21 protein-coding genes and 1 pseudogene are annotated in these 19,426 nt (G+C 72.5%); 13 read left to right on the forward strand and 9 right to left on the reverse strand.

Features of this window, described 5'->3' with window-relative positions:
• The first annotated feature begins 25 nt into the window (after positions 1-25).
• Positions 26-892, forward strand: coding sequence for a helix-turn-helix transcriptional regulator (locus ACZ4MF_RS19270; RefSeq protein WP_467493169.1), 867 nt, complete (start codon positions 26-28; stop codon positions 890-892).
• 36 nt (positions 893-928) lie between these two features.
• Here the strand turns inward: ACZ4MF_RS19270 and ACZ4MF_RS19275 are convergent, their stop codons facing one another.
• Positions 929-1,201, reverse strand: coding sequence for a hypothetical protein (locus ACZ4MF_RS19275; protein WP_467493170.1), 273 nt, complete (start codon positions 1,199-1,201; stop codon positions 929-931).
• 176 nt (positions 1,202-1,377) lie between these two features.
• Positions 1,378-1,905, reverse strand: coding sequence for an NUDIX hydrolase (locus tag ACZ4MF_RS19280; RefSeq protein WP_467493171.1), 528 nt, complete (start codon positions 1,903-1,905; stop codon positions 1,378-1,380).
• 231 nt (positions 1,906-2,136) lie between these two features.
• Between ACZ4MF_RS19280 and ACZ4MF_RS19285 the strand changes: the two are divergent.
• Positions 2,137-2,499, forward strand: a pseudogene (locus ACZ4MF_RS19285) (barstar family protein); the annotation flags it as partial.
• 25 nt (positions 2,500-2,524) lie between these two features.
• On the opposite strand, the gene ACZ4MF_RS19290 reads toward ACZ4MF_RS19285, so the two are convergent.
• Positions 2,525-3,583 carry an alpha/beta hydrolase gene (locus ACZ4MF_RS19290; protein WP_467493172.1) on the reverse strand — a complete coding sequence of 353 codons (1,059 nt, stop codon included), beginning with the start codon at positions 3,581-3,583 and terminating at the stop codon, positions 2,525-2,527.
• A 328-nt stretch (positions 3,584-3,911) separates the two neighbouring features.
• Between ACZ4MF_RS19290 and ACZ4MF_RS19295 the strand changes: the two genes are divergently transcribed.
• The 4 genes from ACZ4MF_RS19295 (at position 3,912) to ACZ4MF_RS19310 (ending at position 6,524) form a co-directional block, all read left to right on the forward strand.
• Entirely contained in the window at positions 3,912-4,904 is a 993-nt protein-coding gene (locus ACZ4MF_RS19295; RefSeq protein WP_467493338.1) for a SpoIIE family protein phosphatase, read from the forward strand.
• 85 nt (positions 4,905-4,989) lie between these two features.
• On the forward strand, positions 4,990-5,136 hold the full coding sequence (locus tag ACZ4MF_RS19300; protein ID WP_467493173.1) for a hypothetical protein: 147 nt from the start codon (positions 4,990-4,992) through the stop codon (positions 5,134-5,136).
• A gap of 207 nt (positions 5,137-5,343) precedes the next feature.
• On the forward strand, positions 5,344-6,111 hold the full coding sequence (gene map, locus ACZ4MF_RS19305; protein WP_467493174.1) for a type I methionyl aminopeptidase: 768 nt from the start codon (positions 5,344-5,346) through the stop codon (positions 6,109-6,111).
• Positions 6,112-6,281: 170 nt separating this feature from the next.
• Positions 6,282-6,524 carry a hypothetical protein gene (locus ACZ4MF_RS19310; protein ID WP_356031528.1) on the forward strand — a complete coding sequence of 81 codons (243 nt, stop codon included), beginning with the start codon at positions 6,282-6,284 and terminating at the stop codon, positions 6,522-6,524.
• A 262-nt stretch (positions 6,525-6,786) separates the two neighbouring features.
• Here ACZ4MF_RS19310 and ACZ4MF_RS19315 read toward each other — a convergent pair whose 3' ends face one another.
• The 3 genes from ACZ4MF_RS19315 to ACZ4MF_RS19325 form a co-directional block, all read right to left on the reverse strand.
• Positions 6,787-7,245, reverse strand: a complete 459-nt coding sequence (locus ACZ4MF_RS19315; RefSeq protein ID WP_467493175.1) for a DoxX family protein — start codon at positions 7,243-7,245, stop codon at positions 6,787-6,789.
• A 164-nt stretch (positions 7,246-7,409) separates the two neighbouring features.
• The gene (locus tag ACZ4MF_RS19320; protein ID WP_467493176.1) at positions 7,410-8,504 is read right to left on the reverse strand and encodes a MerR family transcriptional regulator; all 1,095 of its coding nucleotides are present in this window, start codon (positions 8,502-8,504) and stop codon (positions 7,410-7,412) included.
• A 141-nt stretch (positions 8,505-8,645) separates the two neighbouring features.
• Entirely contained in the window at positions 8,646-9,497 is an 852-nt protein-coding gene (locus tag ACZ4MF_RS19325; RefSeq protein ID WP_467493177.1) for a LysR family transcriptional regulator, read from the reverse strand.
• 118 nt (positions 9,498-9,615) lie between these two features.
• Here ACZ4MF_RS19325 and ACZ4MF_RS19330 point away from each other — a divergent pair, with 118 nt between their 5' ends.
• Positions 9,616-10,596, forward strand: a complete 981-nt coding sequence (locus ACZ4MF_RS19330; RefSeq protein ID WP_467493178.1) for an MBL fold metallo-hydrolase — start codon at positions 9,616-9,618, stop codon at positions 10,594-10,596.
• 410 nt (positions 10,597-11,006) lie between these two features.
• A complete protein-coding gene (locus ACZ4MF_RS19335) occupies positions 11,007-12,146 on the forward strand; it encodes an FAD-dependent oxidoreductase (RefSeq protein ID WP_467493179.1) in 1,140 nt (379 codons plus the stop codon).
• A 66-nt stretch (positions 12,147-12,212) separates the two neighbouring features.
• Here ACZ4MF_RS19335 and ACZ4MF_RS19340 read toward each other — a convergent pair whose 3' ends face one another.
• Positions 12,213-12,689 carry a MarR family winged helix-turn-helix transcriptional regulator gene (locus ACZ4MF_RS19340; RefSeq protein ID WP_467493180.1) on the reverse strand — a complete coding sequence of 159 codons (477 nt, stop codon included), beginning with the start codon at positions 12,687-12,689 and terminating at the stop codon, positions 12,213-12,215.
• 61 nt (positions 12,690-12,750) lie between these two features.
• Here ACZ4MF_RS19340 and ACZ4MF_RS19345 point away from each other — a divergent pair, with 61 nt between their 5' ends.
• The 3 genes from ACZ4MF_RS19345 (at position 12,751) to ACZ4MF_RS19355 (ending at position 15,498) form a co-directional block, all read left to right on the forward strand.
• The gene (locus ACZ4MF_RS19345) at positions 12,751-13,647 is read left to right on the forward strand and encodes an alpha/beta hydrolase (protein ID WP_467493181.1); all 897 of its coding nucleotides are present in this window, start codon (positions 12,751-12,753) and stop codon (positions 13,645-13,647) included.
• Between the two features lie 184 nt (positions 13,648-13,831).
• The gene (locus tag ACZ4MF_RS19350) at positions 13,832-14,077 is read left to right on the forward strand and encodes an alpha/beta fold hydrolase (RefSeq protein WP_467493182.1); all 246 of its coding nucleotides are present in this window, start codon (positions 13,832-13,834) and stop codon (positions 14,075-14,077) included.
• Positions 14,068-15,498, forward strand: coding sequence for an ABC transporter ATP-binding protein (locus ACZ4MF_RS19355; protein ID WP_467493183.1), 1,431 nt, complete (start codon positions 14,068-14,070; stop codon positions 15,496-15,498). The genes ACZ4MF_RS19350 and ACZ4MF_RS19355 overlap by 10 nt, the downstream gene beginning before the upstream one ends.
• 65 nt (positions 15,499-15,563) lie before the next feature.
• On the opposite strand, the gene ACZ4MF_RS19360 is transcribed toward ACZ4MF_RS19355, so the two are convergent.
• Positions 15,564-15,977 carry an ArsR/SmtB family transcription factor gene (locus tag ACZ4MF_RS19360; protein ID WP_467493184.1) on the reverse strand — a complete coding sequence of 138 codons (414 nt, stop codon included), beginning with the start codon at positions 15,975-15,977 and terminating at the stop codon, positions 15,564-15,566.
• Between the two features lie 264 nt (positions 15,978-16,241).
• Between ACZ4MF_RS19360 and ACZ4MF_RS19365 the strand changes: the two genes are divergently transcribed.
• Both ACZ4MF_RS19365 and ACZ4MF_RS19370 read left to right on the forward strand, forming a co-directional pair.
• Entirely contained in the window at positions 16,242-16,970 is a 729-nt protein-coding gene (locus tag ACZ4MF_RS19365) for an MgtC/SapB family protein (RefSeq protein WP_356031495.1), read from the forward strand.
• Positions 16,967-17,245 (forward strand): hypothetical protein, encoded by a 279-nt coding sequence (locus ACZ4MF_RS19370; RefSeq protein ID WP_356031492.1) that lies wholly within the window; start codon positions 16,967-16,969, stop codon positions 17,243-17,245. The genes ACZ4MF_RS19365 and ACZ4MF_RS19370 overlap by 4 nt, the downstream gene beginning before the upstream one ends.
• 49 nt (positions 17,246-17,294) lie before the next feature.
• Here ACZ4MF_RS19370 and ACZ4MF_RS19375 read toward each other — a convergent pair whose 3' ends face one another.
• Positions 17,295-19,409: a glycosyltransferase gene (locus ACZ4MF_RS19375; RefSeq protein ID WP_467493185.1), complete on the reverse strand. Its 2,115-nt coding sequence runs from the start codon at positions 19,407-19,409 to the stop codon at positions 17,295-17,297.
• Positions 19,410-19,426 lie beyond the last annotated feature (17 nt).

Raw genomic sequence — 19,426 nt, forward strand, 5'->3', positions numbered from 1 at the left:
CCAGGCAGGACGAGGAGGCAGCGGTATGGCGAGGCAGGAACTGGCCCGCTTCCTGCGGGAACGCCGGGCGGCCCTGAGCACGCGGGAGGTCGGTCTCCCGGAGGGTGCCCCGCGCCGTACGCCCGGACTGCGCCGGGAGGAGGTCGCGGAACTGGCGCACATGTCGGTCGACTACTACGTCCGGCTCGAACAGGCTCGTGGCCCCCGCCCCTCACCTCGCGTCCTGGAGGCGCTCGCCGGCGCACTGCGGCTCGAACCGGCCGAGCGCAGTCATCTGTTCCAGCTCGCGGGCGCGGCCGCACCGCCTGCCGCACGCCTCGTACGTCAGGTGCGGCCGCAGGTGGCACGGCTGCTCGAACGGCTGCCCGCGACCGCGGCGATCGTCACCGACGCCGCCTACGGTGTGGTCGCCTGGAATCCGGCGGCCCGGGCTCTGCTGGGCGACGACCTGGCCCGGCACACGACCAATCTGGCCCGGCGGCGCTTCCTCGGCACGGGGCAGACGTACGAGACCTCCAGCACACGGGAGTTCGGGTGCATCGCGGTGGCCCGGCTGCGCCGGGCGGCCGAGCGCTACCCGCAGGATCCCCGACTCACCCTCCTGTTGGAGGAGTTGCACGCGCAGAGCACGGAGTTCCGCAGGATCTGGCAGACCCACCCGGTGCATGCGCCGGGCCACCGGGCCAAGACCCTGGACCATCCGGAGCTGGGCAGGCTACGGCTCAACTGCGATGTGCTGCTGGTGCCGGAGGACGACCAGGAGGTGGTCCTGATCACCGGCGCCCCCGGCTCACGCTCGGCCCGCGTCCTGGAGTCCCTGGTACCGCACAAGGAGGATGCCACGTCCGCGCGGCGGGCCTGGAGGACGCGCTCGTCCACGCGCTGGGTGTGACGCGGGTACAGGAGCCACCTCTCGCCCCCGACCGGGTCAGGGGGCGTCGCCGACCCAGTCGAAGCGGCGCCGGTCGCCGGGGCGCGGGGCGTATATCGCACGGCCGCCCGCGCCGAACCGCCCCAACTCGGTGGCGAGGGCGACACTGGCGCCCAGGTCGTCCGGCGTCCGGCCGGTGATGTCGAGCAGCAGCCCGTCCAGCGGGCCGCCGACCAACTCGACGTAGCGCTGTCCCGGCCGCGGGCCCGGGTCGTCGTGGTCCTGACCGTAGACCCGGCCGCGCAGCAGCTGCTCATCCTCGCTGTCCATACCGGCCAGCCTCGCAGCCACCACTGACAATGCGGGTGCCGTCGTGGCCGGTCCACCCGCCGTCGTCGGCCTGACGAGTGGTGCATGGCCTGTCGTGGCACGGCTCGGCGGAGTTCCTCGGGGCATCGTCCGGGCCGGACGTGCAGGCGAGGCACGTCGGTGAGCGACGCGGGGGCTCACACCGGGGCGAGGCCTTCGCGCAGGCAGACGACCGTGTCCCGGACGGCTGCGGCACACAGGGCTCTGAGCGTTGCCGCGTGATCGGCGGTCATCAGCCGCTCCAGGCCGTCGAGATCGGTGAAGGTGTGGTCGTCGTGCTCGGGGCTCAGCCGGATCGGGGTGCCCTCGTCGAGGACCCCAGCGTGGAAGTAGCAGTCGAGGACCGGTCCCGTGCCGCCGACGTCGACACGGTGGTCGATACCGATGAGCCTCGGCACGACGTCCAGTTCGACACCCGTTTCCTCGCGCATCTCCCGGTGTGCGGCCGCGCAGGGATCTTCCCCGTGATCGAGCATTCCGCCCGGCAGCCACCACGTACCGGCACGCGGCTCATCCGGTCCGTAGCGGAGCAGGAGGACCCGGCCTCCGCTGTCGCGCACGAGGACGCACGAGGCGATGAGCGCCCGGGGCTGTGTCCTGACCCATTCCTCTCGTGGCAACCACGCCCCGGCGGTCGCGTCCACGGATACGTCACGTGCGGTCATCGGCACCCTCCAAGATCACTCTGCCCCGTCCCACCCGCCCGCACGCCCCGGCTCACGGGTGACGCACAGAACGTCTGTCGCACCGACGGCTGCCGCCTCGCATCGCCCGTCTCGCTTCGCCGTCGAGAACCGGTGGGAGGCGGACTTCGGCAGCGGGGTGCGTTCGGCGTGCGCTCAGTTCGGCTGGGCCCCCGGAACACGCCGAGCCGCGCGGCTGGATCGGCCGCCCGCGAGCACGCCCGGTCCGTCTGGGAGCGCCGGCTCGCCGGACCGCCGGACGCCCCGGGTGCCTGGGCCGGTCGCGCCTACACACACGACGGGCATCACATCAGCGACGAACCGGGCCTGTACCTGGCGCTCCGTGAGGCGGTGAACGGACCGGGCGGCTACTCCGGCCGCTGCCTGGCCGCGCTGGACGACTGCCTGCGCGGCAGGTTCGGCCACACCGCCCCGGCGACCCTGCTCCGGCGGAACGCCGCGACGGCCCGCGCGCACCTGTCCCGGACGCCGACGCCGTACGGCGAGCGCCGCGACCGCTCCGCCGACGGGGTCGATGCCCTGGCCGAAGGCGGCATGCACGTCACCCTGGCCTGAACGGCAGCTCTGACGGGGTCCGTGTTCAGGCCTTCGGTGCGGTGGTGTGGCGGCTCAGGAAGGTGAAGGCCGCCGGGTACAGGCGCGTCCAGGTGTTGTAATTGTGGCCGCCGCTCGGCAGCACCATGGTCTGTGTACGGACCATCGTCGGCGCGGCCTCCTTCACGAACTGCTCGATGTAGTGCGGCGGGCTGAGCCGGTCCTCGGCCGACGTGGCCAGGAACAGGTTCACCACCGCCTTGCTGCGCTTCACCATGTACGTGGGGCTGGTGCGTTCGCGGGAGGCCGGATCCGAGATCACGCTCGTGTCGCCGGTGAGCGGGTCGGGATCCAATGCGGCACCGGAGCCGAAGACCTTCGGGTACGCGAGCGGGAGCCGCGCGGCGCAGAAGCCTCCCGTGGAGAAGCCCATGAGACCCCACCCCTTGGGTCCGGCGATGGTACGGAACTGCTTGCTGATCAGCTCCGGCACGTCACGCGCCATCCACGTGGCAACCTTCCGGTTGGGCTGGTCGGTGCAGTCGGTGTCGACGCCGCCGGGGTCGACCACCGGCATGGCCAGGATGAAGGGGTGCGCGGCACCCGACGTGACCACGTTCTCGAAGTCCCCCGGCATGCCGCCGTGCTCCAGCCAGGACGCCGGGCTGCCCGGCACGCCGTGCAGCAGCATCACGACCGGGAAGCGCGTGTGACGGTACTGCGGCTGGTTGTACTGGGGCGGCGTCCAGACGATCACCTGTCCGGACAGCTGCGAGTGCTTGCCGCGGAAGTAGGTGTCCAGCACTCCTGTGGCACTGTGGGTGAACTTCGCACGGTCGGCCGGCGGGCCGGGCATGGCGACGGCGGCTCCGTTGTCGTTGCCCAGCAGGTCGTCCCAGGAGGCGTACAGACCGTAGTCGTTGTTGATCCAGGTGGCCATCACCGAGATCGCGGTGAGCTGGCACAGACCGATCATCACCAGCCGTAGCACCCACCGCACCGTATGGGGCCCTCTGAGCCGTGACCAGAGCACCATGGTGCCTGCCACGCACACGACGGTGGCCACGATCAGCAGGACGAAGAACGACGTCCCGGTCAGGCTCATGGACAATCCCCCCAGCAGGTGAATCTCGGACGGTTGTAGCCGCGCCACGGAATCACAGGTGAGCGCCGTTGATGAAACCGTGACCAGGGCACGGCCGGACGCCGTGGACCAGCATGAAGACCGATTCGCGATCAACTGGTGAGACGTCTGCGGCCGCCCGCGCGTTCCACGCCCGAGCCGGTCGGTGGGCCTGTCGCCTGCTTATGAGAGGCAATGGGTATGTCTGCGACGATGTGCCGTACCGGTCGGACGTGAGGGGGAGGGGGCGGGGGACGTGTCCGAACAGCGTCGTCGATCGAGGGTGCTGTCCGTGTTGCCCTTCGCGGTCATGGGCGCCGTGGCGCTGGCCGACGTCGCCACCGGACCGTCACTTGGTTTCCTGCCGCTGGTGGCCGTGGGGCCCGCGTTCGCCCCGCTGGTGGGCGGCTGGCGGCGTACCACCTGTGTCGGCGTGATCGCGCTGCTGCTGTGCTTCGCGCTGGGCTGGTACGACGACATGACCACGCCACGTCGTGGCTGGATGATCGTCGGCTCCGTCATCGGCGTCACCCTCGCCGGTCTGGTGGCCGTGTTCCTGCGCCGCGAGCGGGAGGCCGAACTGGACAGCGTCCGGTCGATCGCCGAGGCCGCGCAGCGGGTGCTGCTCAAGCCCGTGCCGAAGCTCGCCGGCCGGCTGCGGGCGGCCGTCTCCTACACGTCGGCCGTGGCCGAGGCCCGTATCGGCGGGGATCTGTACGAGGTCGTCGCCGCACCGCAGGGTGTACGGGTGATCGTCGGGGACGTACAGGGCAAGGGGCTGGAGGCGGTGGAGACAGCGGCGCTGGTCCTCGGCGCGTTCCGCGAGGCGGCCCTCGACGAGGCGGACCTGGTGGAGGTCGGCGGCAGACTGGCCCGCTCCGTCGACCGGCAACTGGACGGCGAGCGGTTCGTCACCGCCATCCTCGCCGAAGTGAGCGCCCACCAGGTCACGTTCCTCAACTTCGGCCATCCGGCCCCGATGCTGGTCCGCGACGACGGCACCCTGGATCTGCCCGAACCGGAGTCCTACGCGCTGCCCCTCGGCCTGGGCGCGCACGGCACCGCGGACCCGCAGCCGTACCGCGCGGCCTTCCTGCCCGGCGACCAACTGCTGCTGTACACCGACGGCATCATCGAGGCCCGCGACCGCGGCGGCCGTTTCTACCCGCTCGCCGAACGCGCCCATCTGCTCAAGGACCACGATCCCGAGGCCGCTCTGGAGACCCTTCGCCAGGATCTGCTCCAGCACGTAGGCGGACCTCTCCAGGACGACGCCGCGATGTTGCTGCTGCGCTACCGGTGAACGCCGTCGGGCACCGCCGGCGGCCTTGGCGGCGACCGCACGGGAGCAACACGCGCGGCGGTCGACCGATCCGTCCCCCCACCACATGAGCCAGGTCGGCATCGCCGTCTTCGCCCTGGTCGGCGTGGGCGGCGCGGTCTCGGGCACGCGGGCGCGCGTGCACACCGTCTTCATGACCACCGTCTGCGACGGGGTGACCGCGCCGTCGGTGATCAGGCCCGCGCAGCCGTAGCGCGAGACGTTCACCGCCACGACGGGATTGCCCGGCGCCGGCAGACACCGGATACAGGGTGCGGCGCCCCCCGCGCTCGACGCAGCAGTGCGCCGACCCGCTCGCCGCCGCGTTCCCGTTCTCGCGGTGTCAGAGGAGTTCTCACCACGACCGTGATACTAATACCGGTATAAGTATTGGAACGACGTGCTGCGGGGAGTCACGCACATGGTGGAGATCAAGACCGATGCCGCATTGGACGCGATGCGGGAAGCCGGGCGTGTGGTGGCCCGCGCCCTGGCCGCAGCCCGGGAGGCGGCCGGCGTGGGGGTGCCCCTGCGAGAACTGGACGAAGCGGCCCGGTCGGCCCTGGCCGAGGCCGGAGCCGGCTCCCCGTTCCTCGGATACCGGCCGTCCTTCGCCCCCGTGCCCTTCCCTGCCGTGATCTGCACGTCCGTCAACGACGCGGTGTCACACGGCATCCCCACCGGCTACCGGCTGCGCGACGGCGACCTGCTGAGCATCGACTGCGGCGCCGAGCTCGACGGCTGGACGGGCGACGCGGCCATCACCTTCACCGTCGGAACGCCACGCCCCGGCGACCTCGATCTGATCGACGCCACCCAGCAGGCCCTCGACGCCGGCATCGCCGCCGCCCAGGTGGGCAGTCGCATCGGCGACATCTCCCACGCCATCGACACCGTCGCCCGCAAGGCGGGCTGCGGCATGCCCGCCGACTTCGGCGGGCACGGCATCGGCCGCCGCATGCACGAAGACCCTCACGTCCCCAACCGCGGCCGCCCCGGCCGGGGCTTCCCCCTCCGCCACGGGCTGGTCCTCGCCATCGAGCCCATGCTCATGGCCGGCGGGCAGAACACCTACCGGACCGACATCGACGGCTGGACCCTGCGGACCACCGACGGCAGCAGGGCCGCCCACATCGAGCACACCGTGGCCATCACCGACCAGGGCCCCCGCGTCCTGACCCTGCCCTGACGCCTCCCGGACGCCGCCGTGCCCAGACTCAAGTGACGGCAGCCGAGGGTGTGTTGTACGTCCTGGCCGTGTCCCAACGAGCCGAGGCCGACGTGTCGGTTTCTGACCACCCGATCGGCCGGTGCGTCCGGCACTCCTCGCCGTGCTCGCGGCGTCTACGATCCGTGCCCGTGGCAGAGGTACCCGATGAGTTGATCAAACTGGAACGATCCGCCGAGGAAGAGCGCGCGAAGCTCGCCGGGCTCGACGGCGAGGAGTACGAAGCGCAGTTGCGTCGCTGGCGGGAGGCGGCCGAGGCGGTGCAGGCGGCCGTCACCGCGCATGCCGCGGCGACCGGAACCAGCCGGTTCGAGCTGGAGAAGTCCGTGAAGGAGGCTCTGCGGCACGCCCAGGAGGATCCGGCCGTCGAATAGCGGGCACAGCGCCGCTGCCGGGGTTCGTCACCCTCGGCGCGCGGCCCGAGTGTGGCGACAGCGGCCGGCGCATACGGGAGCCGGGCCGGGCATCGCTGCGGAACCCGATCGCCGCCCGCGTCCACCGCCCCCGTTCACCGTCCGCCGATCCAACGGCATCAGCCCCTCGGCCTGCTGTCGGCACGCGAGAGCCCTCGGCCTCGCCGAAGGGCTCTCGCGCCGTATGCGGGGTGGATGGAACGGTGCGTTCCGGTCGGACGGGCTACGCGATGGGCACCGGTGCCTGGCTCTCGTCCGCCGTGGTGATCGCCTCCCTCTTCACGAGTGCGTCGAGCGCGTAGGCGCCAGGGCCGAGGCAGGCGATCAGCAGGAACGTCCAGCAGAACAGGACGGCCGGCTCGCCCCCGTTGACCATCGGGAACAGCGCGTGCGGCTGATGGACGCTGAAGTAGGCGTAGGCCATGGAGCCGGAGCAGACGACGGCCGCCGCCCGGGTGAACAGGCCCAGGGACACCAGGACGCCACCCACCAGCTCGATGACCGCTGCCCACCATCCGGGCCACTGGAGGGTGGGCACGGCGCCGCCGCCGTGGGAGCCGCCCAGGACTCCGAACAGGGACGCCGCGCCGTGGCAGGCGAAGAGGAATCCGGTCACCAGCCGAAACACGGCCTGCACGACCGGGCGCGCGGTGCGTAACGTCGATGCGAGCGAGAAGTTCATGGGGGTCACTCCTCAGTTCGGGGAAACCTGGCGGCGGACTCAAGCTCCCGCATGGACATGACACTCCACATCTAGCGCGGCGTGCGGGTCCGCACCAGCAGCGGGAAGCTCTGGGTTTCCTCTGAGCCGGGCGCGACTTCCCGGATGGTGCGCGCGCCCCGCCGCTACCGCCGGCGCTCCATGACGTCCGCCACCACGCAGCTGACGTTGTCGGGACCGCCGGAACCGTTGGCGAGGGCGATGAGGTCGCGGACGGCCTGGTCGGGCTCCGCCGACTCGGTGAGCACCTGGCGGATCTCGTCGGCCGGTACGACGCTGGACAGACCGTCGGAGCAGAGCAGGTACCGGTCGTCCGGCCGGGCGTCGTGCAGACGCATGTCCGGGGTGCCGTCGGCTCCCCGGCCCAGCGCACGGACCAACAGCGACCGCTGGGGGTGGCAGGCGGCCTCCTCCGGGGTGAGATGCCCTTCGTCCACCATCGACTGCACCAGGGTGTGATCGTGGGTGATCTGGAACAGCTGCCCGTCGCGCAGCAGGTAGACCCGCGAGTCGCCGATGTGGACGAGAGCCATCTGCGCGCCGGTCCAGAGCATCGCGGTGAGGGTCGTCCCGGCCGCTTCGACGGAGGAGCCGCTGCCGGCGACCCCCTGCACGACCCGCCGGGCCCGGTCGACGGCGTCTTCGAGGACGTTGAGGAGGTCGCCGGCCGGAATGCCCTCGGCCGGAATGCCCTCGGCCGCCAGGCCCTTGAGCGCGTCGACGGCGGCCCTGCTCGCGGGTGCGCCTGTGCGGCCGCAGCCGTCGGCGACGGCGAGCAGGTGTGCGTCGGCGTAGACGGTGTCCTGGTTGCCGTCGCGGACGAGGCCGGCGTCGGAGTGTGCGGCGTACCGGATCTCCAGGGGGTTGGCGGTCACGGCCATGGTGGGCTCCTTCCAGGTCAGATGGCCGATGAGGAAGGTGGCAAGGTCCCGTCGTGCGGCGGTGTCGGCCTCCACCCGGGCCCAGAACGACCGGATCTCCTGGGCCGCCTGGTCTGCCTCCAGCGTGCAGACGCGCTGGATCCGGGCCAGGGGCATGCCCAGCCGCCGGAGCCAGGCGACCAGCCGGGCCCGGCCCAACTGGTCCGGTGCGTACAGGCGGTAGCCGGTCACCGGGTCGACGCGAGCGGGTGCGAGCAGGCCGAGTTCGTCGTAGAGACGCAGTGCCTTCGGGGAGAGCCGGGACGCCTTCGCGAACGCCCCGATGGTCAGCAACTCCATGCCCCGCCCCTCCTCGTACCGGGCACGTCGCCCGGCCCCACCGATGCTGTGGCCTCCCCCAGGGTGAAGGTCAACCGGCCCGCTCCGAGCGGACCGCGGCGCACCTACCGATGGCGTCGTCGCGCGTGCGGATGACGTCGTTCACGTCCGGTAGGCGGCCTGCGCAAGCCCGACGAACGAGTGGGTCAGCGGGTTCGTGTCGCCCTCGTTCGTCGCCACCACGACGCGGCTCGGCGGCATGTCGGCCAGCGGGACCACGGTCAGCTCCGCGGGGAGTTCGTGGCCGAGCGGGGCCATGCCGACCGTGCCGTTCCAGAGCACGGCGTGCAGGCACTCCTGGACGGCGCGCACCACCGGCCCCTGGCGGGATCGGCCGCCGTTCCAGTACGTCCGCCACGCCTCGTCCGCGTCCTCCGGGAACCGGAACCAGTGCCGGGCCGCCAGGTCGGCGAGGCACAGCTTCTCGCGTCGGGCCAGCGGGTCGTCGGCGCGCAGCACCGCTCCCACCGGGTCGGCCCGCAGGTCGTGCACGGTCAGTCCGGTCTCGTCGAACGGTGCGCGGGTCAGGGCGACGTCGACCAGTCCCGCGCGCAGCCCGCACGTCGGATCGGTCAGGTCGGTCTCGCGGACCCGGATGCCGATGCCCGGGTGCCGGCGCCGGTACGCGGCGGCGAGCCGGGCGGCTCCCCTGTCGGTGCCGTCGCCCAGGATGCCGACGGTGAGCGTCGCGACGCCCGCCGCCGCGGCCACGCGCACGCGTACCTGGTCGGCGTGGCCGAGAAGGGCGCGCGCCTCCTTCAACAGGGTCGTCCCGGCGGGGGTGAGCGCGACCCCCGTTGCGGCGCGGTGCAGCAACGGCGTACCCAGGCCGGTCTCCAGCTGTCTGATCGCCCTGCTCAGGGGTGGCTGGCTCATGTGCAGCCGGGCGGCGGCCCGGCCGAAGTGGAGTTCCTCGGCGACGGCCACGAAATATCGCAGCGTGCGTAGCTCCATGACCGGTGACGATACCCGTGCGGTATGGCGTACACCCAGCCGGTCTTGGACGGCCGCGACGCCACGGCGGTGGAATCGCCGTATGACACAGGACAGGGCACAGGACAGGGCACAGCGCATGACGCGGAACACGGCACAGGGCTCGGCGCGGGACACCGGGCAGGGCACGGGCCGGAGCCTGCCGGGAGACCTGGCGGGCGTGCACATCCCCGACCCCGCCGTGCGGGTCGCCGCCGCCCGGGAGATCGCCCCCGACCTGCTGGTGATCCCGAACCAGCGGGCCCAGTTGGTGCCCAACGTCGGTGTCATCGGCGGCACTCGGGCCGTGCTCGTCGTCGAGACCGGTCTGGGCACCGCCAACGCCGAGCAGGTCCTCGCGTTCGCGTCCGAGGTCGCCCGGGGCCGTCGGCTGTACCTGACCACGACGCACTTCCACCCGGAGCACGCGTTCGGTGCGCAGGCCTTCGCCGACCGGGCCACGTATCTCGTCAACCGCGCCCAGGCGGACGACCTCGCGGCGAAGGGACCGGCGTATCTGGAGATGTTCCGGGGCTTCGGCGGGCCGGTCGCCCACCGGCTGGCAGGCATCGGGGTGCCTACTCCGGACGAGGTGTTCGACGGCACGCACGACCTCGACCTCGGCGACCGTGTCGTACGGCTGCGACCCGCCGGCCGGGGGCACACCAAGGGCGACCAGGTGGTCGAAGTGCCGGACGCCGATGTGCTGTTCACCGGGGACCTCGCCGAGACCGGGCAGTTCGCGATCTTCCCGTGGTTCCCGCCGTACGACACGGACGTCTCCGGTGTCCGGTGGCTGGAGGTGCTGGAGCGGCTGGGCGCCCGCGGAGTCCGGACGGTGGTTCCCGGACACGGTGAACCCGGCGGCCCGGAGGTCCTCACGGCGGTCCGCGACTATCTGCGCGAGCTGCGCGACGAGACCTGGCGCAGGCGTGACTCGGCGATGAGCGAGGACGAGATCGTCGCCGAGGTGCGGGCGCTGCTCGTCGAACGGCATCCGGAGTGGGCCGGCCAGGAGTGGATCGAACGGGGCGTCGGGTGTCTGTGTGCCGAGCACCCGTCGCACGAGGTGTCACACTGACCCTCGACTAACGGCGTGTGAGCGGCACTTGAGCGCGGAGGGCGTGGTCACGTCGGCCGCGCCCCGGCTGGGTGGCCGTGTTCACGGCCGCACGCGGCACCCCCCGTGCGCGGAAGCCGGCGCCGGTCCGCCGCACGAGGCCGACCCGGTCGGCGGGTGTGGTGGTGGAGTCGGTCAGCCCGGCGACGGTGGCGCGCCGTCCACGGCGCCACGGTTGCCGACGAGCACGGGCCGGGCGAGCGCGGCCGGTGAGCCGGACGCCGTTCCATGGGGTGTCGGGACCGGTGTGCCGTGTCGGTGACCTGTCGGAGGCAGTCGGTCCGATGTCGGGGGTGCGTCGGCGGCGGCTGACACCTTCAGGGAGACGGCCGGCCGGAACTCACCGGGCGGCCCGATCCCAAGGAGCCATCATGCGGACTCACGTCACGATCATCGGTGCCGGACTCGGCGGCCTCACGCTCGCCCGCGTCCTGCACCTCCACGACATCCCCGCCACGGTCTACGAGGCGGAGCAATCCCCAGCGGCGCGTGCGCAGGGCGGTCTGCTCGACATCCACGACTACAGTGGTCAACTCGCCCTAGAGGAAGCTGACTTGATGGCCGAGTTCCGTGGTCTCATCCTGGCGGGCCGGCAGGCGCTACGGATCCTCGACCCGGACGGGACCGTACTGCTCGACAAAGCCGACGACGGCACGGGCGGACGCCCCGAGGTGCAGCGCGGCGAGCTGCGACAGATCCTGCTCGACTCCCTCCCGACCGGCACCGTCCGGTGGGGGCACAAGGTCAGCGCCACCCGGACCCTCGGTGCGGGCCGCCACGAGGTGACCTTCGCCGACGGCACCAGCGTCGTCACCAGCCTGCTGGTCGGCGCCGACGGCGCGTGGTCACGCGTCCGCCCGCTGCTCTCCGCCGCCACACCCCGGTACACCGGCAAGTCGGTCGTCGAGACCTATCTGTTCGACGCCGCCACCCGGCACCCGGCCGCCGCAAAAGCGGTCGGCGGCGGGTCGATGATCGCGGCCACGCCGGGCAGGGACATCTTCGCGCACCGGGAGCAGGACGACACCCTGCACGCCTACGTGGGGCTGTCCGAGCCGCAGGACTGGTTCGCCGCCGTCGATTTCAGCGATTCCGACGAGGCCACCGCGCGGATCGCGGCGGAGTTCGACGGCTGGGCACCCGAGCTCACCGCGCTCATCACCGAGGCCGACAGCGGGCCGGTCCTGCGCCCCCTCTACGCTCTGCCGACCGGGCACCGATGGGACCGGGTGCCGGGGGCGACGCTGCTCGGTGACGCGGCCCACCTCGCGCCCCCGAACGGCGAAGGCGCCAACCTGGCCATGCTCGACGGCGCCGAACTCGGCAAGGCCCTCGCCGCGCACCCCGACGACATCGAGGCCGCACTCACCGAGTACGAGCAGGCCCTGTTCCCCCGCAGCGTCGAGGCCGCCACCTTCGAAGGCGCCGACGCGCACGGGACCGACTCCGAGGGCAACCCGGGCCACGACCTGATCAAGATGATCAACATGCTCACCGAAAAGGGCCGGTGAACAATTGAAGGCCGAAGTGGCGCTCTCCTGACCATCAACTCCCGTAACTCCCGGTCCACCACGGCGTCAGCCGGTCGGTAGGCCGACGCCCTCGCGCTCCAACGCGGTGCGCAGCACCGACAGGACCTGTGCGGCTGCCGCCGTCTGAGGCCGGCCGAGAGCGCCTTCCAGCAGTTCGGTCAGGCGCTCGGTGAAGGTCTGCTCGGCGGCGTCGCTCAGGCGTGCGCCGTCGTCGGTGAGTGTCAGCAGCGACGAGCGGCGGTCGGCCGGATTCGGCTGCCGGGCGACCCAGCCGTGTCGTTCCAGGCGGTCGATCCCCTTGCTCGTCGCCCCGATCCCGATGGCGAACTCGGCAGCGAGGTCGGCCACCCGCGATCCGGGATGCTCCCGCAGGTAGCGCAGGAACTCGAACTGCGAGGTGACGATCCCGTGTCGCTCGCGCAGCCGGTCGTTGAGCGCGTTGTACAGACGCGTCTCGCAGCGGACCAGGTCGGCGAAGAAGGTACTGGGGTCGGCGATGGAGCCGCTTGATTTACATGCCACGGCATATACTGTAGCGGCATCTACTTGTGGCGCGGGAGATCCACCGGCGGAAGGGACACCGATGAGCAGGGAACAACGCGCGAGGATCGACGCGATGCTGCGCACACCACGGCCCGAGGGCCCGCAGCCGGTCGAGGAGATCCGGTCGGGGTTCGCGGCGATGATGGCCACGATGATCGTGCCGGACGGCATCCGGACCACGGACGTCACCCTCGGGTCCCGACGCACGCTGCTGGTCGAACCCCGGGACGCGAGCCCGCGTGCGGGCACGATCCTCTACTTCCACGGCGGCGGCCATGTGTACGGTTCGCCCGAGACCGCGCTGTCGCTGACGGGGAACCTCGTCGCCAGGACCGGCGTCAGGGCCTTCTCGCCGGACTACCGACTCGCCCCCGAGCACCCGTTCCCGGCCGCGATCGACGATGCGCTCGCCGCCTACCGCGCGCTGCTCGACGCCGGTGAGGACCCTGCGTCCCTCGCGTTCGCCGGGGACTCCGCCGGCGGCGGCCTCACCGTCACGACGTGCCTCGCGGCCCGCGCCGCGGGACTGCCGCCGCCCGGGGCGATCGTGGCCTTCTCCCCCGGGTTCGACGGCACCCGGAGCGGCGAGAGCATGGACACGAAGGCCGGCCTCGACCCGTTCTTCACACGCGAGGGCCTGGCACACACGGGTGCCATGTACCTCGCGGGTCAGGACCCGCACCAGGAGCTCATCAGCCCCGTGCTCCACGCCGACCTGACGGGTTTCCCGCCGATGCTGCTCCAGGTGGGCACCAACGAGGTGCTGCTGGACGACGCCACGCGCATGGCCGCACGCGCGAGGGAGGCGGGGGTGGACGTGATCCTGGACGTCACCGCCGAAGTGCCGCACGTGTTCCAGGCGTTCGCCGGTGTGCTGGACGAGGCGGACCAGGCGCTCGATCGCGCGGCGCTCTTCCTCACCCAGCACCTGGCATAGATCCAATATGTGCCGAACGGCCCCCGGCTCGCTTCCTTGCTCGCGGATGATCATGTCGTCGTCGACGGACCCCAGGGTGGGACGGAGACGGGCCGCCGTTGCTCCTTCTGCACGGAGCCGGACGCACTCCGGCCGACTGGGCCCCGTGACGCCGCGGTTGACGCCGCGTCATCGTGGCAACGCCATGGTCCTGCGGGCACACGGCCGTTCCGGGGCCGGTGCGTGGACGTTCCCCGCGGTGCTCGCCGACGTGACCGCGGTGCTGGACGCTCTCGCCGTCCCGCACGCCGTTCCGGTCGGCCACTCGCTCGGCGGGATGGTCGCCGTCCGGTACGGGCTGGACCACCCGGAGACCCCTGCCGCCGCAACCTCGACGGCCACGGACACGGCCGGCCCGAGCAGTACGTCGGGCCGGACGTCATGGTGCTGAACGTTCTGCGCGGCCTGCGCGCCGACCGCCGGGCCCGGGCGGGCCTTGCCCACCTGACCGCCGACACGCCCCGCCGGCCCGCCGACGGCGAGCTGCTGCTGGAGACCGCCGGCCTGACCAAGTCGTACGCCGGTGCCGACGGCGAGCTGCCCGTCCTGTCCGGCATCGACCTCCAGGTCCGCGCAGGCGAGGTCGTCGCCCTGCTCGGCAAGTCGGGCTCCGGCAAGTCCACCCTGCTGCGCTGCCTGGCCGGGCTCGTGCCCGCCAGTTCCGGCACCGTCGCCTACCGGGGCACCCCGCTCACCGGCGCCAATCCGGGTACGGCCATGGTGTTCCAGACCTTCGCGCTGCTGCCCTGGCTGACCGTCCAGCAGAACGTCGAACTGGGTTTGGAGGCCAAGGGAGTTCCGGCCGCCGAGCGCGCCGACGCCACCCGGCAGGCCATCGACCTGATCGGCCTCGACGGCTTCGAGTCGGCGTACCCCAAAGAGCTTTCCGGCGGTATGCGCCAGCGCGTCGGCTTCGCGCGCGCCCTCGTCGTGGAGCCGGACGTGCTGATGATGGACGAGCCGTTCTCCGCCCTCGACGTGCTGACCGCCGAGAACCTGCGCGGCGAGCTGATGGAGCTGTGGGAGTCCGGCCAGTTCCCGACCCGCGCCATCGTGCTGGTCACCCACAACATCGAGGAGGCCGTGCTGATGGCCGACCGGATCGTCGTCCTGGGCGCCCGCCCGTACGGCACGATCCGCGAGGTCTTCGACGTCGGCCTGGAGCGGCCCCGGGACCGTAACTCGGCCGCCTTCGACGACCTTGTCGACAGCGTCTACCGGACCATGACCGGCCGCCAGAAGGAGGGCCGCGTCCCCGGCCGTCAGGAGGCTGCGGAGCTGGAGAAGCGCACCCCCGCGAACGCCCCGCTGCCGCCGGCCAGTGTCGACGGGCTGTCCGGGCTCGCGGAGCTGGTGCTCGACCGCGGCGGCCGCTGCGACCTCGCCGACCTCGCCGACGAACTCGGCCTGGCGGTGGACGACTTGCTGCCCCAGGTCGACGCGCTCGACCTGCTCGGCTTCACCACGCTCAGCGGGGACGACCTGCTGCTGACCGACATCGGTACGGCGTTCGCGGGGGCCGACGTGCAGGAGTCGAAGAAGATCTTCGCCGAGGCCGTGCAGCGCGCCCCACTGGTCACGCTGATCACGCAGAGCCTGCGGAACAACTCGGGCGGCACCCTGCGCGCCGGCTTCTTCCGCGATCTGCTCGCCCACCATTTCACCGCCGAGCAGGTCACCCGCCAGCTCGAGACGGCCACGGACTGGGGCCGCTACGCCGAGCTGTACTCCTACGACGCCGAGCCGCAGGAGTACCACCTCGACGAGAGCGACGACACACGCCTGGCCGCGACCGGCACGCGGCGGGACTGAGCACGCGCCGCAACCGGCGGCACCGGCGTTCCGTGCACCCTGTTCCGCCGTGGGCGTTCCGTGGGTCAGTGTTCCGTGGCCGTGCGCCGGACCCCGGCCGCGCGTACGGGGGCACCACGCTCCTGCGCGACGACCGCCTCCCCTGCTCCGGCCGGCCCGACCTCCCCCGCGGCCGCGGCCTCGTCCGTGACCAGCACCGCGCTCTCCAGCAGCGCCCGCACCTGCGGACCCGTGGCCCGGTAGAAGATGCGCGTGCCCTCCCGCCGTGAGGTCACCAGTCCGGCCGAGCGCAGTTTCGCCAGGTGCTGGGAGGTGGCCGCGACATGCGCCTCGATCAGCTCGGCGAGCCTGCTGACCGGCAGTTCCCGCTCGCTCAGCGCCCACAGCAGCCGGTAGCGCGAGGGGTCGGCAACCGCCTTGAGCACGGCCACCGATCGCCCGGCCCGCTCCTCGTCCCACGACGCTACTTGCGCTTCCATGCAAGTATGGTAGCCGGTCATGCGCAGGACGTCCGGTGGCGTTCCGGAGCGGCACTAGTTGCACATATGTGCAAATATAGAGAGAGCGTCGAGGAGGAGGTGAGCGGCATGGATCCCAGCAGCAGTCCGGGCCCCGACCGGCCCCCCAGTCCCATGTCCCCCGACTCCTCGGGCATCCGGTAGCCCTCCCCCGGCGGTACGGCCGGGCGGACGGCCGCCATGCCCTCGACCTGTCCCGCTGCGGCGGGGCGAGGGGAGGTTCCCATGGCGAACCTGACCACTTTCGACTTCGTTCTCCGGCTCGCCGTCGGCGTCGCCTGCGGTGCTCTGATCGGCGTGGAGCGGCAGTGGCGCGCCCGGATGGCCGGGCTGCGCACCAACGCCCTGGTGGCCGTCGGTGCCACGCTGTTCGTCCTCTACAGCGAGGCCGTCGGCGACCCCGGCAGCCCCACCCGGGTCGCCTCCTACGTCGTCTCCGGCATCGGATTCCTCGGCGGTGGCGTCATCCTGCGCGAGGGCGGTGGCGTGCGCGGCCTCAACACCGCGGCCACGCTGTGGTGTTCGGCGGCGGTCGGCGTGCTCGCCGCCTCCGGCCGGCTGGCGCTGTGCGCGATCGCGACGGCCACCGTCCTCGGCGTGCACGCGTTCCTGCGCCCCGCGGGCCGGCTGATCGACCGCGTGCCGCAGCGCGACCCCGACAACGAGGGCGTACGCGCCACCGTCCACCTGGTCTGCGAGCGCGCCGACGAGACGCATGTGCGCGCGCTGCTGTCCCAGGCTCTCGCGGGCGACGGCCTCGCACCCACCGGGCTGCGGGTACGGCGCGACGACGAGGGCGGCACCAGCCTGCGGGCGGCCGTCGCACTGAACGGCGACCCCGCCCGGGCACTGGAACAGCTCATCGCCCGGCTGTCCCTGGAACCAGGCGTACGTGACCTGCACTGGCACCTGGACGACACCTCGCTCGACGCGGAGCGGGAGGCGGTGGCATGAGCGACCTCGACGCCCGGCGCGCCCGCCACGCCGTCCGCCGGGCCGCCCGCCAACTGGCCGAGGACGCCCCGCGGCTGACCGCCGGCTCCGCGAGCGCCCTGCGGGCGGGCCTCGCCACCCGCACCGCCCGTCTGCGCAGAGCCGCACTCGCCGCGTGGCTGACGGGCGTACCCGAGCACGTGATCGCCGCCGACGGACACGTGCCCGTGACGGTCGTGCACGCATGGGTGGCGGCGGGACACGCGCCGCGACACGCTGACGACGGACGGGGGTGACCGAGCACGACGCCGGGGACATTCCCAGGCCTGTGCGTGCACGCACGGCCTACTCCGGTGCGGAACTTCCGCCCGGGGCGAGGGAGCTGACGAGGGCGAGTTCGTGGTCCGGTGTCAGACAGGGCTCGACGGTCACGCGGCCTGCGGGCCCCGCGTACGAGGCCGTCGGGAACGAGGTGACGTCGCGCCGGTCCGCGAGGTCTCCGGTCAGCATGCCGAGCCGGACCTCGGGGCCGCCGTACGCGCTCAGGCGCAGCTCCCACCGTGCCTGACCGCCGGGATGGTGCTCGGCCACGGCGGCGAGGGGGATGCCGATCTCGAAGTCGCCGTACGGATCGACGTAGCACCGCCCGTCGAAGGCCCATGCGTGCCGGCCCCGGAGCCGGGCCCGGAACCGGTAGTGGTGGGCGCGGGCGACGCTGCCGTGGAGCGAGCCGGTCAGCCGGATGGCTGTGTCGCCGGCGGCGATCGACGACACCTCCGCATGGGCCGGTCGGTGCCAGGTGCGCAGGGCCAGGCCGCCGTCCGGTGCCTGGTACGGGATCCATGCGGTACATCCCGCGTCGGCCGGGCGGCGCGCGGCGGGGTCCAGGAGCCGTGCCGTCTCGACCGGCCCCGCGAGGACCGGGCGGGACCTGTTGCCGCTGACGTGCTGGACGAAGGCGTCCCAGTGTCCTTCGGTGAGGGCACGCGATCCCTTGTCCAGCTTCGCCTCCAAGGACGTTCCGGCCTCCGCCGCCCGGGGCTCCAGGCGCAGTCTCAGCACCTCGCCCGCCGCCGCTGTGCCCCGCAGGCGCAGGACGAGTTGCCAGGCGTCGGGTGCGAGGGCGGGGTCGGCGGTGCGGAAGGCGAGCGAGCCGTCGGGCAGGACCCGGCAGCCGACCCGGACCGGCGAGCCGAATCCGGCCAGGCCGACCAGTTCCAGCGCACGGCGCCACAGGGGGCGGCCGCCGTCGGTGTCACGGTGTGCCGCGCGCGGCCGTCGGCCGTGCCCGCCGCGGGAGGCCAGTTCCGGCGCGAGGTCGAGGAAGAGGGCGTCGTACTGCGCGGCGATGTGCCGGGGACGGAAGCGTACGGAGGTCCGGCGGGCCGCGGCGGCCATCCGGTGGCGCTCGGCGTCGTTCTCGATCAGGCGGCACACCGCGTCGGCGAGGGCGTCCTCGACGGCTCCCTCCGCCGGGACGAGCAGACCGTCCTCGCCGTGCGTGATGATCTCGCGGGGCGCGTGGTCGCGGTCGGTGCTCACCACGGGCACCCCGCAGCTCATCGCCGCCAGGAGGGTCGTGCCGGAGGGTTCGGTGCGGTGCGGCACGACGGCGATGGCGCCCTTGGCCCACTCCGGTTCCATGGGCGTGCGCGCGCCCATCAGCAGGACGTTGTCGTGCAGGGCGAGTTCGTCGATACGACGGCGCAGGCGGCCGCGCTCGCGACCGTGGCCGTAGACGCGCAGGGTCCAGTCCGGGTGTACGGCCACGACCTTGGCGAAGGCGTCGAGGAGCCGGTCGTCCTGTTCGGCCGGCGTGAGCCGTCCCGCTGCCACCACGGTCCGCGACGTCCCGGTCGAGGGTTCCGCACGGGGCTCGGGGGTGCAGACGGGGATGGCGGTGAGGCGCGTCGGCGCGCAGGGCAGGGCCCGGCGGTGGGCGCGCGCGTCCGCGGCGGACACGGTCACGTAGGCGTCGAGCAGGGGCACGGCCGCGTCGAGGTCGTCCCTGAGCGCGTCCGGGTGGAGGTCGCGGGCGGCGTGTTCCTGCCCGATGCGCAGCTGGTCGGGGCGGCCGTGCTCGGCCAGGAAGCAGGTCAGGTACGGGCGGGTCGCGATCACCACGTCGGCATCGCTGTCCTTCAGGTGGGCCGCGAGCCTCGCCTCGCCGAGTCCGCTGGGCGGCGTCGGGCCGTCGTGCACCGTGTCGTGGGGGCACACGGTGCCCGGGGTCCGCTGCTCGGCGGCGGTGCCCACGTAGTGCCGGGAGGTGGGCCGCAGGTCCACCAGGGCGCGCATCCGCACGCGGGGCGGGGGTGCCGGGCGGGGGTGGTCGGCGGTGCGGTGGCAGGAGACGATCTCCACGTCGTGCCGGTCGGCGAGGGCGCCGGCGAGGTTGATCGTGGCGCGGACCGTGCCACTGGTGCGGTAGGCGTCGTAGAGCAGGAAAGTGATCTTCATGGGTCTCTTCGTGGTGC

It is taken from the genome of Streptomyces sp. NPDC025793, from assembly GCF_055558375.1.